Origin of the sequence: Enterobacter dykesii, from assembly GCF_008364625.2 — a bacterium.
Classification (GTDB): domain Bacteria; phylum Pseudomonadota; class Gammaproteobacteria; order Enterobacterales; family Enterobacteriaceae; genus Enterobacter; species Enterobacter dykesii.
Genome location: NZ_CP126604.1, coordinates 412,116 through 427,414, shown reverse-complemented (window position 1 = coordinate 427,414; position 15,299 = coordinate 412,116). Strand labels below are relative to the sequence as shown.

General features: G+C 56.8%; 14 protein-coding genes. 5 read left to right on the top strand and 9 right to left on the bottom strand.

Annotated features, from left to right (window positions below):
- Window positions 1-117 precede the first annotated feature (117 nt).
- Entirely contained in the window at window positions 118-393 is a 276-nt protein-coding gene (gene yjfY, locus F0320_RS01985) for a DUF1471 family protein YjfY (RefSeq protein WP_047652039.1), read from the top strand.
- Between the two features lie 167 nt (window positions 394-560).
- Here yjfY and yjfP read toward each other — a convergent pair whose 3' ends face one another.
- Window positions 561-1,283 carry an esterase gene (gene yjfP / locus F0320_RS01980; protein ID WP_126328974.1) on the bottom strand — a complete coding sequence of 241 codons (723 nt, stop codon included), beginning with the start codon at window positions 1,281-1,283 and terminating at the stop codon, window positions 561-563.
- A gap of 137 nt (window positions 1,284-1,420) precedes the next feature.
- Here yjfP and bsmA point away from each other — a divergent pair, with 137 nt between their 5' ends.
- The 3 genes from bsmA (at window position 1,421) to F0320_RS01965 (ending at window position 4,278) form a co-directional block, all read left to right on the top strand.
- Window positions 1,421-1,750: a biofilm peroxide resistance protein BsmA gene (gene bsmA / locus F0320_RS01975; protein ID WP_029740376.1), complete on the top strand. Its 330-nt coding sequence runs from the start codon at window positions 1,421-1,423 to the stop codon at window positions 1,748-1,750.
- Between the two features lie 136 nt (window positions 1,751-1,886).
- Window positions 1,887-2,174, top strand: coding sequence for a DUF1471 family protease activator YjfN (yjfN, locus tag F0320_RS01970; protein ID WP_032665074.1), 288 nt, complete (start codon window positions 1,887-1,889; stop codon window positions 2,172-2,174).
- Between the two features lie 172 nt (window positions 2,175-2,346).
- Entirely contained in the window at window positions 2,347-4,278 is a 1,932-nt protein-coding gene (locus F0320_RS01965; protein WP_047652026.1) for a methyl-accepting chemotaxis protein, read from the top strand.
- Here F0320_RS01965 and F0320_RS01960 read toward each other — a convergent pair.
- Window positions 4,275-5,897, bottom strand: a complete 1,623-nt coding sequence (locus tag F0320_RS01960) for an isovaleryl-CoA dehydrogenase (RefSeq protein ID WP_047652024.1) — start codon at window positions 5,895-5,897, stop codon at window positions 4,275-4,277. The genes F0320_RS01965 and F0320_RS01960 overlap by 4 nt on opposite strands.
- Window positions 5,898-6,090: 193 nt before the next feature.
- Here F0320_RS01960 and F0320_RS01955 point away from each other — a divergent pair, with 193 nt between their 5' ends.
- Window positions 6,091-7,365 (top strand): MFS transporter, encoded by a 1,275-nt coding sequence (locus F0320_RS01955; RefSeq protein WP_126328975.1) that lies wholly within the window; start codon window positions 6,091-6,093, stop codon window positions 7,363-7,365.
- Window positions 7,366-7,443: 78 nt separating this feature from the next.
- On the opposite strand, the gene rlmB is transcribed toward F0320_RS01955, so the two are convergent.
- From rlmB to hflK, 7 genes are all read right to left on the bottom strand, one after another.
- Window positions 7,444-8,178, bottom strand: a complete 735-nt coding sequence (gene rlmB / locus F0320_RS01950; protein WP_126328976.1) for a 23S rRNA (guanosine(2251)-2'-O)-methyltransferase RlmB — start codon at window positions 8,176-8,178, stop codon at window positions 7,444-7,446.
- 65 nt (window positions 8,179-8,243) lie between these two features.
- Window positions 8,244-10,688 carry a ribonuclease R gene (gene rnr, locus F0320_RS01945; RefSeq protein WP_126328977.1) on the bottom strand — a complete coding sequence of 815 codons (2,445 nt, stop codon included), beginning with the start codon at window positions 10,686-10,688 and terminating at the stop codon, window positions 8,244-8,246.
- Between the two features lie 38 nt (window positions 10,689-10,726).
- Window positions 10,727-11,152 (bottom strand): nitric oxide-sensing transcriptional repressor NsrR, encoded by a 426-nt coding sequence (gene nsrR / locus F0320_RS01940; RefSeq protein ID WP_023334253.1) that lies wholly within the window; start codon window positions 11,150-11,152, stop codon window positions 10,727-10,729.
- 192 nt (window positions 11,153-11,344) lie between these two features.
- Window positions 11,345-12,643 (bottom strand): adenylosuccinate synthase, encoded by a 1,299-nt coding sequence (locus F0320_RS01935; protein WP_024907332.1) that lies wholly within the window; start codon window positions 12,641-12,643, stop codon window positions 11,345-11,347.
- Between the two features lie 104 nt (window positions 12,644-12,747).
- Window positions 12,748-12,945, bottom strand: coding sequence for a DUF2065 domain-containing protein (locus tag F0320_RS01930; RefSeq protein ID WP_003855996.1), 198 nt, complete (start codon window positions 12,943-12,945; stop codon window positions 12,748-12,750).
- 70 nt (window positions 12,946-13,015) lie between these two features.
- Complete coding sequence (gene hflC / locus F0320_RS01925; protein WP_023334250.1) at window positions 13,016-14,020, bottom strand: protease modulator HflC; 1,005 nt, start codon at window positions 14,018-14,020, stop codon at window positions 13,016-13,018.
- Window positions 14,021-14,022: 2 nt separating this feature from the next.
- Window positions 14,023-15,282: an FtsH protease activity modulator HflK gene (hflK, locus tag F0320_RS01920; RefSeq protein WP_045402256.1), complete on the bottom strand. Its 1,260-nt coding sequence runs from the start codon at window positions 15,280-15,282 to the stop codon at window positions 14,023-14,025.
- Window positions 15,283-15,299 lie beyond the last annotated feature (17 nt).

Genomic DNA, 15,299 nt, shown 5'->3' with positions numbered 1-15,299 from the left:
CATCAGAAATGGTCACGCATCCCCGCCGGATGAGTGATTACACTTTAATCAGAGGTCATCTGAATTAAAGAAGGAGCATCCCCCCCTCTCGCAGCACGTAGTCGTGGAGCGCATATCATGAAAAAAATCGCATTAGCCATGATGGCGGCGCTTTTGCTCAGTGCAAACGCAATGGCAGCCATCAAGATAGACAGCCGACAGGCCAGAAACATGGATGATGTGCAAAGCCTGGGCGTCATTTACATCAATCATAATTTCGCCACGGAAAGTGAAGCCGATCAGGCCCTTAATGAAGAAACCGATGCGCAGGGCGCAACCTATTACCACGTGATGTTAACCCGTGAGCCCGGCAGCAACGGCAATATGCACGCCAGTGCAGATATTTACCGATAACGCTTTAACGCTAGCACCAGGAAAGCCAACAACGAGAACATAGCCATAGTTGACGTTGCCCCCTGCCGGGGGCTTTTTTTTGTGAATAGCTCCGGAATACTCCCGGTAAAAGAGCCCCCTGAGATCCTCCACATGCTGGAAGATAAGGGCGTCAAAGTCCTTCGCGTTTACAGATGCTGGCAGAAAAACGCCACCGTGGCGTCCAGCGCCGTTGGCGTAATGCGGTGGCGGACGCCCGGTTCCCACAGGCAGGTCAGATTACCGTCCAGCCCTTCATTGATTAACGCCTGCTGCAGACGGAAGGTTCCCTCGGGCGGGACCACATCATCCGCGTCACCGTGCCACAGCAGCAGCGGGCGATCGGCCACGCGCGGCAATGCCCGGGTCACTTCCCACTCTGCCAGCGTCGCGGTCATTTCCGTTAAATCCTGAGGGGGAAAAAGGGTCTTCGCCAGCGATGTAAAGTAGCCCGAGCCCATCAGGCAGGCGACCGACTTCACTTCAGGATGATGCGTCATAATCCCCAGCGCCGTCATACCGCCCATTGATGCCCCGGCTACCGCCAGACGATGGTCGGCCACCAGCCCTGCGTCATAAAGCGCATCGCGCAGCCCGGCAAACTCGGTCAGACTCCCGTGCAGAATCTGCCAGAACTGCCCCAGCCGCGCCTGTTCATTACCCGTAAAGCGTGCGCCGTGGTCGGGTGCATCTGGCATCACCACGCGAAAACCCGCCTGCGCCAGCGCTACCGCAAAATAACTGTAAACCAGCTTCGATGAGGTAAACCCATGATAAAAAACCACAACTGGCAGCGGTTTATCACGTTTACCCGCCGGCATCGCGTGTAAAATTTCATGGTCGCCGAGGTGGCGTATTTCAATTTCAATCATTGTCGACCCTGTGCGAATCTATGATTCATAATGTTGAGAACTGGGTTACGCTTTCGCGTCATTTTCATTCGAAATATACGTCCCAGATAACACTTCGGGAACATTCCCCCAAAACTAAATTCACAGACAACTACACTATGGCTATCAGGAAACGAGATATGGTTATGCGCAGGTTTGCTGCTTTATTGCTGGTGTTTCTGCTGAGTGGCTGTAGCGCGCTGCAGGGAACGCCGCAACCCGCTCCACCAGTCGCCGATCATCCACAGGAGATTCGTCGTAATCAGACGGAAGGATTACAACGAATGGGCACCATCTCCGCGCTGGTTCGCGGTTCTCCGGATGACGCAGAATCGGCAATAAAAGCACAGGCCGTCGCCGCCAAAGCAGATTATTACGTCATCATTATGATCGACGAAACCATCATAACGGGACAGTGGTATTCACAGGCCATTTTGTACCGTAAATAATGGTTTTCCTTTGAACGAGATTTACACTGCTTTGCGTCCATAGACATTTTCCTGTCCACAATAAACTCCACGCCCGCATCAATGGAAGGGAGTTTATTAGCGAAGGATTGCCCGGCGGATACCGGATATATGTGAAATGGAGCTGACGATGAAACGAACTCTTGCTTTGACCTCACTGTTGCTCTCAGCAGGCCTGCTGAGCACTACCGCGCAGTCAGCAGAATTCGCCAGTGCTGATTGTGTGACTGGCCTGAATGAAATTGGCCAGATCTCCGTGAATAATATCTCGGGGAGCCCGCAAGACGTTGAACGTGTCGTGGCATTAAAGGCCGATGAGCAGGGTGCTTCATGGTATCGCATCATCCAGATGCAGGAAGATAACCATATCGACCGCTGGCGGGTACAGGCCATTCTCTACGTGTAAACTCCCTCCCGATAAAAGCCACTTATTTTTAGTGGCTTTTCGTTTTTGCAAATTTTTTATCTTATATAAAACCAATAAAGAACAATTAAATAACATTTTGTTACATTAAAACAGTAAACGTAATCCCCGCTCTGCCGTTGAAGAACCATAACTTTTCAATGATGAGCAATTTATGATCAATTTTTTCCACCGTGCGGGCCTGGGGTCGAAACTCTCGCTGCTGACGGGCGTCAGTGTCGCCACGCTGTTTCTGCTATTCACTTTTCTGCTCAGCCAAAAAGCCAGCCAGCAGCTTGAAGCCCTTGCGGTCGAAGACCTGCATAATCAGTCCACCGGCATGGTCGACATGGTGCAGATGTTTAACACCAGCCTGAGTGAAGAAGTGGAGAGCTATACCCGGCTGTTTACCACCTTTTTACCGCAGCCCCTGAATATTGATACTTCCCAACCCCAGACGATTAACGGACTTAGCGTTCCGCTTCTGAAAGGCGGAGACACCGGGCTGCATGAAAATAACACGCTTTCGGACGAGTTCCTGAATCGTACGGGAGCCATTTCGACGCTGTTTGTACGCAGCGGAAACGACTTTGTTCGCGTAGCGACCTCCCTGCGCAAAGAGAATGGCGAGCGGGCGATGGGAACCGTGCTGGATAACGCCAGCCCGGCCTTTGCCGCCGTCAACAAAGGTGAAGTCTACCGCGGCCTGGCGCTGCTGTTTGGCAAACGCTACATCACCCAGTACCAGCCGGTTAAAAACGCCGAAGGACAGGTCATTGCGATCGTCTTTGTCGGGGTGGACATCACCCACTCCTGGAACGTCATGCGCGAGAAAATCCTTAACCGCCGCCTGGGCGAGAGCGGTCACTTCTTTGTGCTGGATCGCAGCAACGGCAAAACGCGCGGGCAATACCTGTTCCATACCAGCGAAGAGGGACAGCTGCCGAAGTGGGACGGCGCGACCCAGCAACAGCTTCTGAGTGACAAACCCGGCACGCTGGAGCGCGTAAGCGACGACGGCCGGACGCTTAAAATGGCGTATACCCCGCTGCCAGGCTGGAACTGGACTATCGTGGGCGAAGTGGATAAATCGGTGCTGCTCTCAAGCGTCAACGCCATGCGCGATCGTTTCCTGCTGGCCGGCGTGGTCTTATCCATCCTTTTTGCTGGCCTGTTCGTGGTCATTATTCGCCGCATGCTGACTCGACCGCTGCGCAATGTGATCCATCTTGCCCGTCAATATGCCGCAGGGGATCTCCGTTCCAGCCTGCCGGTTACGCGTCAGGACGAAGTTGGCCAGCTGATCGATGCGATCAACGGCATCGGCGGCGGCCTGCAAAAAATTGTCCTGCAGGTCCGTGAGGCCGCAGGCGAGATCCATTTGGGCACCAACGCGCTGGCCGCCGACACTGGCGAGATTTCAGAGCAGATCAACAAGCAGGCCAGCAGCGTGGAAGAGACGTCTGCCAGCATGGAGCAGCTGGCCGCCACCGTTCAGCAAAATGCCGCCAACATGGAGCAAACGCAGCAGCTGGTGGGTGAAACCTCGCTCGCGGTCCATCAGGGCGGTGAGACGGTCACCCACGCGGTATCGACCATGGACGATATTCGCGAAGCGTCAAAACGCATCGAAGACATCACGCGAGTGATCGAATCCATCGCTTTCCAGACCAATATTCTGGCGCTGAATGCGGCAGTGGAAGCGGCCCGCGCAGGCGAGCACGGCAAAGGGTTTGCGGTAGTCGCGCAGGAAGTTCGCGCGCTGGCGGGACGCAGCGCTAACGCGGTGAAGGAGATTGAACAGCTGATTGGCGATACGCTCAGAAAAGTGAGTGAGGGACATGCGCTGTCTGAACGGACGCGCCTGGCGATGGATGACATCATCATTCATATCGATAACATCAGCCAGCTGGTCACCGAGATTAACCATGCCTCACGCGAGCAGTCCGCCGGTATCGGCCAGGTGAACCTCGCCATGACCCATATAGGCGAAGCTTCGCATATCAATGCCGATCGCATCTCACGCAGCGAGCAAACCGCTCAAACGCTGCGCGAGAAGGGTTCACACCTGGCTCAGCTGGTGAGCCTGTTCCAGCTAAAAGGCTAGCCAACTCTGCCCGTGGCGCGCAGCAGCAGGTCACTTTGTATCTGCTCGCTCATCAGCGTGCCGCCACGGGTATCCAGCATCATGCGGCACCACGCCTGAGCCACCGGGGGCGACGCGTGCCGCAGCATCTGGCTTCCGGCACCCAGCAAGAAAAGCTGCTGCGCGATCTCCCGCCCCTGCGCCTCCTGCGGTTTACGCAGTTTTTGCTGAAGCTGTCGCCAGCTGCGGTCGAAGTGTCTGTCCTGCCCTTTCACCTGCGCAAACTCGTCGGCAAGCAGATCGTGAATGCCGGGCTGCTTCGCCAGCACGCGCAGCACGTCCAGGCACATGATATTTCCTGACCCTTCCCAGATGCTGTTCACCGGCATCTCTCGGTACAGGCGGGGAAGTTCGCTCTCTTCGCAATAACCGATCCCACCCAGCACCTCCATCGCCTCAGCGACAAACGGGATGCCCGCTTTACAGACGCTAAATTTCGCCGCCGGGGTAAACAGCCGCGCCCAGGCGGCCTCCTGCGGATCCGCGCGTTTATCCCACGCGCGGGCCAGGCGGAACAGCAGCGCCGTGTGCCCCTCCAGCACCAGCGCCATCCGGCTTAGCACTTCGCGCATGAGCGGCTGATCGATAAGATTTTTGCCGAAGGTCTGACGCTGATGGGCATGGTACAGCGCCACCGAGAGCGCCCGACGCATCAGTCCGTGGCTGCCCAGCGCGCAGTCAAAGCGCGTCAGACCGCCCATTTTGAGGATCTGCCGTACCCCTTCGCCCTCTTCACCCAGTAGCCAGGCGGAGGCGTCAAGAAACTCCACCTCGCTGCTGGCGTTGGAGCGGTTTCCGAGCTTGTCCTTGAGGCGCTCCAGCCGGACGGCGTTGCGCTGTCCGTCAGGCAAAAAGCGCGGCACAAAAAAGCAGGACAGCCCGCCCTTCGCCTGGGCCAGCACCAGATGCGCATCGCTTTGCGGGACGGAGAAAAACCATTTGTGCCCCACCAGCCTGTAGCTGCCGTCGCTGCATTTTTCCGCTTTGGTGGTATTGCTGAGCACGTCCGAGCCGCCCTGCTTTTCCGTCATGCCCATGCCGATCAGCAGGCCGCGCTTTTGCGCACCGGGAGCAAGATGAGGATCGTAGCGATCGCTGAGCAGCGGCGTCAGCCAGTCGTGAAATATTTTGGGAAGCGCCTGCTGCAGCAGCGGCGTGGCGGCGAACGTCATGGTGACCGGGCACAGCGTGCCCGCCTCCACCTGCGCATGAAGCACAAAGCGTGCGGCCCGCGCGACAAACGACCCTTTACGCGCCTCCTCTTCCCACGCCAGGTTATGCACGCGGTTGGCGCAAAGCCCCTGCATCAGCAGGTGCCATGCAGGGTGAAAGCGGACGTCATCCAGCCGCTCCCCGGTGGCGTCATAGCGTAACAGCTCGGGCGGGTTGACGTTTGCCAGCCTGCCCAACTCCAGCGACTCTGCGGTGCCTAACTGCTGCCCGATGCTGGCGAGCAGTTCGATATCCCATTCGGCACCCTCACGCGAGACTGCGTCACGCAGGGCGCAGTCCGAGAGAAAAAGGTTGCTGTTAGAAAGTGGGGCAGGTTGATTGAAAACGGTATGAGTCTGCCAGTGCATACTGTCTCCCTCCTTCAGTGGCAATGACGATAAGTATGGACAGACCGCGCTCGCGCTGCATGGGAGGGGAGTCACACGTTCACGATCCCGCTGATATCATTCGTGAAATAGCTCACAGAACATAAGAATAAACTATTTCATGACCTCGCTTTTGTTGAATAATTTATTCTTACCCTTTTCAGTGAGGATCGTTATGCAACCGGATGCGCACAAGCGAGCATTAATTGCAGGCTCCATTGGTAACTTTATCGAGTGGTATGAGTTTGCGGTCTACGGTTTTCTGGCGACCGTCATTGCGAAGAACTTCTTCCAGCTTGAAGGGGAAGCGGGGCTTACCAGCCTGATCCTCACCTACGCCTCATTCGCCATCGCCTTTTTCTTCCGTCCGCTGGGCGCGGTGGTGTTTGGCCGCATCGGCGACCGGATTGGCCGTAAGCCGACGCTCATCATTGTGCTGGTATTGATGACGCTCGCTACCGCCGCCATCGGCGTTGTGCCGGTCTATGCCTGCATCGGGATTGCCGCGCCGCTCATTATTACGCTGCTGCGCATCCTGCAGGGGCTGTTCGCGGGCGGCGAGTACGGCGGTGCGGTCTCGCTGATGACGGAATTCGCCCCGCGCGGCAAGCGTGGGCTCTATGGCGCGTGGCAGTCCTTTACCGTGGCGCTGGGGCTGTTAGCGGGCGCAGGCATCGTGGCGCTACTCTCCGCCCTCCTCACGCCTGAAGCCCTGCATGAGTGGGGCTGGCGTATTCCGTTCTTCCTGGCGCTGCCTATGGGCGTCGTTGCGCTGTGGCTTCGCGTCAGCATGGAGGAGACGCCCAGCTTTGTGCAGCAGCAGGACAAACCGGCTGTCGCTCAGGCGGATACTGCCGCCACGCTCCGGGCCATCGTAATGGGGATTGGCCGCGTGATGGTCTGGTCTGCGGCGGGGTATACCTACCTGGTGATTATGCCGACCTATCTTCAGTCGGCGCTGCACACCGGGTTCAACCAGGCGCTGTTGATAGCGGTGATTTCGAACGTTGGTTTTGCGCTGACCATCATTCCGTCGGGGATCCTGAGCGACCGGATCGGGCGCCGCACGGTGATGATTCTCGCCACCGCGCTGCTGCTGATCCTCGCCCTGCCGCTGCTGAAAATCCTGCAGGCGGAGTCGAGTACGCTGGCGGTGAAGGCTGGTGTGGTACTGATTGCGGGCGGTCTGGTGGGCATGCTGGCGGGGCCGGGCCCGGCGATGCTGTCTGAGATGTTCCCGACGCGCGTGCGCTATACGGGGCTGGGGCTGGCCTACTCGTTGTCGAACGCGATCTTCTCGGGATGCGCAGGGCTGATTATTACCGGGCTGATTAAGCAGACGGGGAACCTGGATATTCCGGCGTATTACGTGATGGCGACGGCGGTAGTAAGTATTTTCGCGCTGATGACGCTGAGGAAGGATGACCATTTGCGGTCGCTGGAAGAGTGAGGTTGTCACCGTCTGGTGCCCTCTCCCACGGGAAGAGGGAGAAAACACAAAAGGCCGTCCTGTGGACGGCCTTGCTGTTTATGCTCCCCGCTGACGCACCGCTTCAAACAGGCAGATGCCCGTCGCAACGGAAACGTTCAGGGACGACACGCTGCCCGCCATCGGGATGCTGATCAGCTCGTCACAGTGCTCGCGGGTGAGACGACGCATGCCTTCGCCCTCTGCGCCCATCACCAGCGCCAGACGGCCGGTCATTTTGCTCTGGTATAGAGTATGATCCGCTTCACCGGCGGTACCGACGATCCAGACGTTCTCTTCCTGCAGCAGACGCATGGTACGCGCCAGGTTAGTCACGCGGATCAGCGGAACGTTTTCCGCCGCGCCGCAGGCCACCTTCTTCGCCGTCGCGTTCAGCTGCGCGGAGCGATCTTTCGGCACGATAACCGCATGCACGCCCGCTGCATCCGCACTGCGCAGGCACGCGCCGAGGTTGTGCGGATCGGTAACGCCGTCGAGGATCAGGAAGAACGGATTCTCCAGCCCGGCAATCAGATCCGGCAGATCGTTTTCCTGATACTGACGACCCGGCTTCACGCGGGCAATGATCCCCTGGTGAACCGCACCTTCGCTTTTCTCATCCAGGAACTGGCGGTTCGCCAGCTGGATCACCACGCCCTGCGCTTCCAGCGCGTGGATCAGCGGCATCAGACGCTTATCTTCACGCCCTTTCAGAATAAACACTTCCTGAAAACGCTCCGGTGCGCGCTCGAGAAGGGCCTGCACCGCGTGGATGCCGTAAATCATTTCACTCATTGATGGTTCTCGTAATAAGTATTTCCCCTCCCCCGCTGGGGAGAGGGTCAGGTTGAGGGGAGAATTTACTCCGCCTGCTTTTTCTTGGCCGCGCGCTTCGCTTTGGTGGCGGCAGCGATTTTCTGCGTTTTCGCGGAAGGTTTTTTCGCTGAGCGGGCTTCTTTCTTCGCCGCCTTCGGCTTCTGTTTCTTCTCGCCGCGGAACGCGCTGTCCGGCTCGAAGTTTACCTTCTTGCCCGCCTGACGACGTTTACCGCCGCCCGGTTTACCGTTACCGGTTTTTTTCGCCCTTTCACGCTCGGTTTTACCAACGTTACGCGGGGCGCGCTCGCTGGAGATCAGGCTGAAGTCGATCTTACGGTCGTCCATATTCACGGCTTCGACCTTCACTTCTACACGGTCGCCCAGACGGTAGGTCTGGCCGCCAGATTCGCCAATCAGGCGCTGGCCGACCTGGTCGAAGCGGTAGTAATCGTTATCCAGGCTGGAGACGTGCACCAGACCGTCGATGAACAGCTCGTCCAGACGAACGAAGAAACCAAAGCCGGTCACGCTGGCAATCACGCCTTTGAAAACGTTACCGACCTGATCGAGCATAAAGTCACACTTCAGCCAGTCCGCCACGTCGCGCGTGGCTTCATCGGCACGACGTTCGGCCATGGAGCAGTGCTGACCCAGCTGCAGCATCTCTTCCATCGAATAGTGGTAGCCGCCGGTTTCGGTGGTGTTCCCTTTATGGCCCTGCTCCTGCGCCAGCAGATACTTGATCGCACGGTGCAGAGAGAGGTCAGGATAACGACGGATCGGCGACGTAAAGTGGGCGTAAGACTGCAGCGCCAGGCCGAAGTGGCCGCGGTTTTCCGGATCGTAAATCGCCTGCTTCATAGAGCGCAGCAGCATCGTCTGCAGCATTTCTGCGTCAGGACGGTCGCTAATGGATTCAAGCAGCTCGGCGTAATCGCGCGGTTCTGGCTTGTTGCCTCCGGGCAGTTCCAGACCCAGTTCAGCCAGCACGGAGCGGAACGACGTAATGGCTTCCGTGGTCGGCTTATCGTGAATACGGAACAGCGCAGGCTCTTTGGCTTTCTCTACGAATCGTGCCGCCGAGATGTTCGCCAGAATCATACACTCTTCGATCAGCTTGTGCGCATCGTTACGCTGGGTCTGCTCGATACGCTCAATGCGGCGTTCGGCGTTGAAAATGAATTTCGCTTCTTCACTTTCAAACGAGATCCCGCCGCGCTCTTCGCGCGCCTGATCCAGCGTTTTGTAGAGGTTATGCAGCTCTTCGATATGTTTGACCAGCGGCGCGTACTGCTCGCGCAGATCCTGGTCGCCCTGCAGCATATGCCAGACCTTGGTATAGGTCAGACGGGCGTGCGAGCTCATCACCGCTTCGTAGAACTTGTAGCCGGTTAAGCGCCCTTTGGTGGAGATGGTCATCTCGCAAACCATACAGAGGCGGTCAACCTGCGGGTTCAGGGAGCACAGGCCGTTAGACAGCACTTCCGGCAGCATCGGCACGACCTGGGACGGGAAGTAGACCGACGTACCGCGGCTGCGGGCTTCGTTATCCAGCGGGGTGTGCGGACGAACATAGTAGCTTACGTCTGCAATAGCGACCCACAGGCGCCAGCCGCCGCCGCGTTTTTTCTCGCAATAGACGGCGTCATCGAAGTCGCGAGCGTCTTCACCGTCGATAGTGACCAGCGGCAGGGAGCGCAGATCCACGCGGCCCACTTTGGACTCTTCCGGAACTTCTTCGCGCAGGCTTTCGATCTGCTCTTCAACCGCTTTCGGCCAGATGTACGGAATTTCATGGGTACGCAGCGCCATATCAACGGCCATGGTAGTGCCCATATTGTCGCCAAGTACTTCGACGATTTTACCTACCGCTTTAGTGCGACGGGTTGGGCGCTGGGTGAGTTCCACCACCACCACAAAGCCCATGCGGGCGCCCATCACCTCTTCAGGTGGGATCAGAATATCGAAGCTCAGACGGCTGTCGTCCGGCACCACGAAGCCCACGCCCGCGTCGGTAAAGTAGCGGCCAACAATCTGGCTGGTTTTTGGCACCAGAACGCGTACCACGCGCGCTTCGCGGCGACCTTTACGGTCCGCGCCCAGCGGCTGGGCCAGGATCTGGTCGCCGTGAATGCACATTTTCATCTGTTCAGATGAGAGATACAGATCGTCCTTACGGCCTTCCACGCGCAGGAAGCCGAAGCCATCGCGGTGACCAATGACGGTCCCTTTCAGCAGATCGAGGCGTTCTGGCAGCGCGTAGCACTGGCGGCGGGTAAAGACCAGCTGCCCGTCACGCTCCATCGCGCGCAGGCGACGGCGAAGGGCTTCAATTTGCTCTTCACCTTCAATGTTTAATTCAACGGCAATTTCTTCACGATTGGCGGGTTTTTCGCGTTTTGTTAAGTGTTCAATGATGAACTCGCGGCTGGGAATAGGATTCGCGTATTTTTCGGCTTCGCGTTCCTGGAAAGGATCATGTGACATGTCGGTTCCTCCGTTGTCAGCTCCGGTGGAAATTTTCTTCATTCCACCAGCAATAATTTATAAAGCGGTTGATTCTCTTCAACCAAATCGGCCAGCGTGTAGTTATCCAGTTCCATGAGAAAACTTTGCACGGCCTTTGAAAGCGCCTTTTTCAGGCGGCAAGCGGGCGTGATGTGGCAGAACTCGCTGCTGCAGTTCACCAGAGACAGCGGCTCCAGTTCACGTACCACATCGCCAACACGAATACTCTGTGCCGGTTTACCGAGACGGATCCCACCATTCTTCCCGCGGACGGCAGCAACGTATCCGGCACGACTAAGTTGATTGATTATTTTGACCATATGATTACGGGATACGCCGTAGACCTCTGTCACTTCAGAGATACTGGTCATCTTCCCCTCGGGTAACGACGCCATGTAAATCAGCGCACGTAAGCCGTAATCGGTGAAACTTGTTAACTGCACATCAACCTCAGGAAAAAGGGAAAACGCGGTTAAACCGCAGAGATATTCATTAATGATGATAAACCAGCCAGATAGTGAGCGGCTAATTTATTTGACAGACGGGGCGAAAAAGCGGAGATCCAGGAGCGGTCGCCGGATGGCGCTACGCTTATCCGGCCTACGGGTCTCCCCGCAGGCCAGCAGTCACGAAGATTATGCGTCGAACGGGTCGCGCAGGATCATCGTTTCAGTACGATCCGGGCCGGTAGAAATAATATCGATCGGCACTTCGGTCAGTTCTTCAATGCGCTTGATGTAATCCAGCGCCGCCTGCGGCAGGCCGCTACGCTCTTTCACACCGAAAGTGGTCTCAGACCAGCCCGGCATGGTTTCGTAGATTGGCTCAATGCCTTCCCAGTCGTCAGCAGCCAGCGGAGTGGTGGTCACTTCGCGGCCATCTGGCATACGGTAGCCTACGCAGATTTTCACTTCTTTCAGGCCGTCCAGTACGTCCAGCTTGGTCAGGCAGAAGCCAGACAGGGAGTTGATCTGCACTGCACGACGCACTGCAACCGCATCCAGCCAGCCGGTACGACGACGACGACCGGTGGTCGCGCCAAACTCGTTACCCTGCTTGCACAGGAACTCGCCGGTTTCATCAAACAGTTCGGTCGGGAATGGACCCGCACCCACGCGAGTGGAGTACGCTTTGATGATGCCCAGCACGTAATCCACATAACGTGGACCCAGGCCAGAGCCGGTCGCCACACCACCTGCAGTGGTGTTAGAGGACGTTACGTACGGATAGGTACCGTGGTCGATGTCCAGCAGCGTACCCTGCGCACCTTCGAACATGACGAAATCGCCACGCTTGCGCGCCTGGTCCAGCAGATCGGACACGTCAACAACCATACCGGTCAGAATGTCAGCGATCGCCATGACGTCATCCAGCACTTTCTGGTAGTCAACAGCGTCAGCTTTGTAGAAGTTCACCAGCTGGAAGTTGTGATATTCCATCACTTCTTTCAGTTTTTCAGCGAAGGTTGCTTTGTCGAAGAGGTCGCCCACGCGCAGACCGCGACGTGCAACTTTATCTTCGTAAGCCGGGCCGATACCACGACCGGTGGTGCCGATCGCTTTCGCGCCGCGCGCTTTCTCACGCGCTACGTCCAGCGCCACGTGATAATCCAGGATCAGCGGGCAGGCTTCAGAGAGCAGCAGACGCTCACGAACAGGGATACCACGGTCTTCCAGACCTTTCATCTCTTTCATCAGCGCAGCAGGAGACAGCACAACGCCGTTACCGATGATGCTGGTGACGTTATCACGAAGAATGCCTGATGGAATAAGATGGAGGACGGTTTTTTCACCGTTGATTACGAGAGTATGGCCTGCGTTGTGACCGCCCTGGTAGCGTACAACATATTTAGCCCGTTCAGTCAGAAGATCAACAATCTTCCCTTTACCTTCGTCACCCCATTGGGTGCCCAGTACGACGACGTTGTTACCCATTTTTTTCAAAATCACCGTTTGCTTAAAAATGGATTCTACCATCGCTTTTTCAGATATACAGCACTTTTTGACCTCAAAATACGCCGATTGCGCCTACTTTTTGATCAGCCAATCGTTTTCCTCAACATGTAGTAGATCACGATGCCCGCAACCACAAGACCGCCGCCAAAACGACGTAAAATATTATCCGGCAGCTGGCTCATCGTGGCGATCATTCGGCGCCAGGCGCGCGGATAAAGCATCGGTCCAAGACCTTCCAGCACCAGGACCAGGGCCAGTGCGAGCCAGATCGTTGAATTCATTTTTATTCCTATAAAAGAAAACCACCGCTCCGTTGAGAGCGGTGGTTTGAATACTCAAACGGGCCTGAGTTTATCGCGTTGCGTTAGTCGGCGTCTTCATATAACGGAAGAAATCGCTGTCCGGGCTGAGCACCATCACATCCTGGTTGCTCTGGAAGCTATTCTCGTAAGCGCGCAGGCTACGGATAAAGGCGTAGAAGTCAGGATCCTGGCTGAAGGCATCCGCGAACAGCTTCGCCGCTTCGGCATCGCCTTCACCGCGCAGGATACGGCCCTGGCGCTCAGATTCCGCCAGCGTCTTGGTGACTTCGTAGTCCGCTGCGGCACGCAGCTTCTCAGCCTCTTCCTGGCCCTGTGAACGGTGACGACGGGCTACCGCTTCACGCTCGGCGCGCATACGGTTGTAAATCGCCTCGGACACTTCCACCGGCAGGTTGATCTGCTTAATACGCACGTCAACGACTTCGATACCCAGCGCAGCCATACTGTTCGGGTTGATCACCGGCACTTTACCGTTGGTCTCCGCCTGAACGCGTTCAGCCGCTTTGGCAATCGCATCATCTGCTGCTGGCGTTGAAACTTCATCTTCCGTGCCCGCTGTACCGGAGTTCAGCGCATCGCGTACTTCCAGGGTCAGACGACCACGGGAGTCGGTCACGATGTCTTTCACATCAAGACGACCAATCTCGGAACGCAGGCGGTCAGAGAACTTACGTTTCAGCAGCACTTCGGCCTGAGAAACGTCGCCGCCGCCCGTTGCCAGGAAGTAACGGCTGAAATCGCTGATGCGCCATTTGATGTAGGAATCAACGATCAGGTCTTTCTTCTCTTTGGTCACGAAACGGTCGGCCTGGTTATCCATGGTCTGGATACGCGCATCAAGCGTTTTCACGGACTGAATGAAAGGCACCTTGAAGTGCAGACCCGGTTCGTAAATCACCGGGCGTTTGTCGCCATCACGCACGACGCTGCTGAACTGGAACTTAATCCCACGCTCGCCTTCTTTCACCACAAAGATCGAGGTATAAAGCGCGACCAGTACGATGACGATGATCGCAATAACTGACTTACGCATCCTTATTCCCCCTGACGCTGGTAGTCGTTACGCTGCGCGTTAGCACGGCGTTGGTCCATAATGTCACCATCGTTCGAAGAAGGCGTTGTGTTCGTGCTGGCGCTGCCTGTTGAGGCTGGCGGCAGACGCAGCAGGTTATTCGCTCCGCTGGTGTCGCCTTTCGCTGCTGGTGCAGAACCGCCTTTCAGCATCTGATCCAGCGGCAGAACCATCAGGTTTCCGCCTTTATTGTCGTTAACCAACACTTTACGGGTGTGGCTCAGCACTTTTTCCATGGTCTCGATATAGAGACGCTCACGGGTAATTTCCGGTGCCGCTTTATATTCCGGCAGGATCTTCGCGAAGCGAGCCACTTCACCCTGTGCTTCCAGGATGGTCTGGGTCTTATACGCGCGCGCTTCTTCCAGAATACGCTGCGCCTGACCGTTAGCGCGTGGCTGAACTTCGTTGGTGTACGCTTCTGCTTCACGGATGTACTGCTGTTCGTTTTCACGGGCAGCAATCGCATCGTCAAATGCGGCTTTCACCTCTTCCGGCGGACGCGCAGCCTGGAAGTTGACGTCCAGCAGGGTAATACCCATGTTGTACGGACGAATGGTCTCTTCCAGCTCGCGCTGGGTATCGCTACGAATAACGGTACGACCTTCGGTCAGAATACGGTCCATGGTGTATTTACCGATCACACCGCGCAGGGCGCTGTCGGTAGCCTGACGCAGGCTGTCATCGGCGCTGGTCACGCTAAACAGATAACGCTCAGGATCGGTCACGCGATACTGCACGTTCATCTCAACGCGCACCACGTTTTCGTCAGAGGTCAGCATCACGCCAGAGGCGGCCAGTTCACGGACGGATTCCACGTTAACCGCGGTCACGTCATCAATGAAGGTCGGCTTCCAGTTCAGACCCGGCTCAACCAGATGGCTGAACTTACCGAAACGGGTGACTACGCCGCGTTCTGCTTCTTTAATGGTGTAGAACCCGCTGGCTGCCCAGATGATGACTACCGCAGCGGCCACGATGCCCACTACGCGGCCACCCATTGGCGGGCGCGAGCTCTGAGTGGAATTGCCACCCGAGCCAGAACCTTTTCCTCCGCCAAGGCCACCAAGCTTCTTGCTCAGTTTGCGGAAGATATCATCCAGATCCGGCGGCCCCTGCTCGCGACCACCTTTATTGCCATTTCCCTCAGAGTTGCCGCCAGGTTTGCTGCTTCCCCACGGGTCGCGGTCTTGTCCGTTATTACCGGGCTGATTCCACGCCATGTATATGCTCCATATTT

What these genes read in the sequence shown, in the direction of transcription:
- rlmB (WP_126328976.1), bottom strand. Translation starts at nt 8,178, where the DNA reads ATGAGTGAAATGATTTACGGCATCCACGCGGTGCAGGCCCTTCTCGAG.
- F0320_RS01930 (WP_003855996.1), bottom strand. Translation starts at nt 12,945, where the DNA reads ATGAATTCAACGATCTGGCTCGCACTGGCCCTGGTCCTGGTGCTGGAA.
- F0320_RS01965 (WP_047652026.1), top strand. Translation starts at nt 2,347, where the DNA reads ATGATCAATTTTTTCCACCGTGCGGGCCTGGGGTCGAAACTCTCGCTG.
- hflC (WP_023334250.1), bottom strand. Translation starts at nt 14,020, where the DNA reads ATGCGTAAGTCAGTTATTGCGATCATCGTCATCGTACTGGTCGCGCTT.
- hflK (WP_045402256.1), bottom strand. Translation starts at nt 15,282, where the DNA reads ATGGCGTGGAATCAGCCCGGTAATAACGGACAAGACCGCGACCCGTGG.
- F0320_RS01960 (WP_047652024.1), bottom strand. Translation starts at nt 5,897, where the DNA reads ATGCACTGGCAGACTCATACCGTTTTCAATCAACCTGCCCCACTTTCT.
- yjfN (WP_032665074.1), top strand. Translation starts at nt 1,887, where the DNA reads ATGGAGCTGACGATGAAACGAACTCTTGCTTTGACCTCACTGTTGCTC.
- F0320_RS01935 (WP_024907332.1), bottom strand. Translation starts at nt 12,643, where the DNA reads ATGGGTAACAACGTCGTCGTACTGGGCACCCAATGGGGTGACGAAGGT.
- yjfY (WP_047652039.1), top strand. Translation starts at nt 118, where the DNA reads ATGAAAAAAATCGCATTAGCCATGATGGCGGCGCTTTTGCTCAGTGCA.
- rnr (WP_126328977.1), bottom strand. Translation starts at nt 10,688, where the DNA reads ATGTCACATGATCCTTTCCAGGAACGCGAAGCCGAAAAATACGCGAAT.
- yjfP (WP_126328974.1), bottom strand. Translation starts at nt 1,283, where the DNA reads ATGATTGAAATTGAAATACGCCACCTCGGCGACCATGAAATTTTACAC.
- F0320_RS01955 (WP_126328975.1), top strand. Translation starts at nt 6,091, where the DNA reads ATGCAACCGGATGCGCACAAGCGAGCATTAATTGCAGGCTCCATTGGT.
- bsmA (WP_029740376.1), top strand. Translation starts at nt 1,421, where the DNA reads ATGGCTATCAGGAAACGAGATATGGTTATGCGCAGGTTTGCTGCTTTA.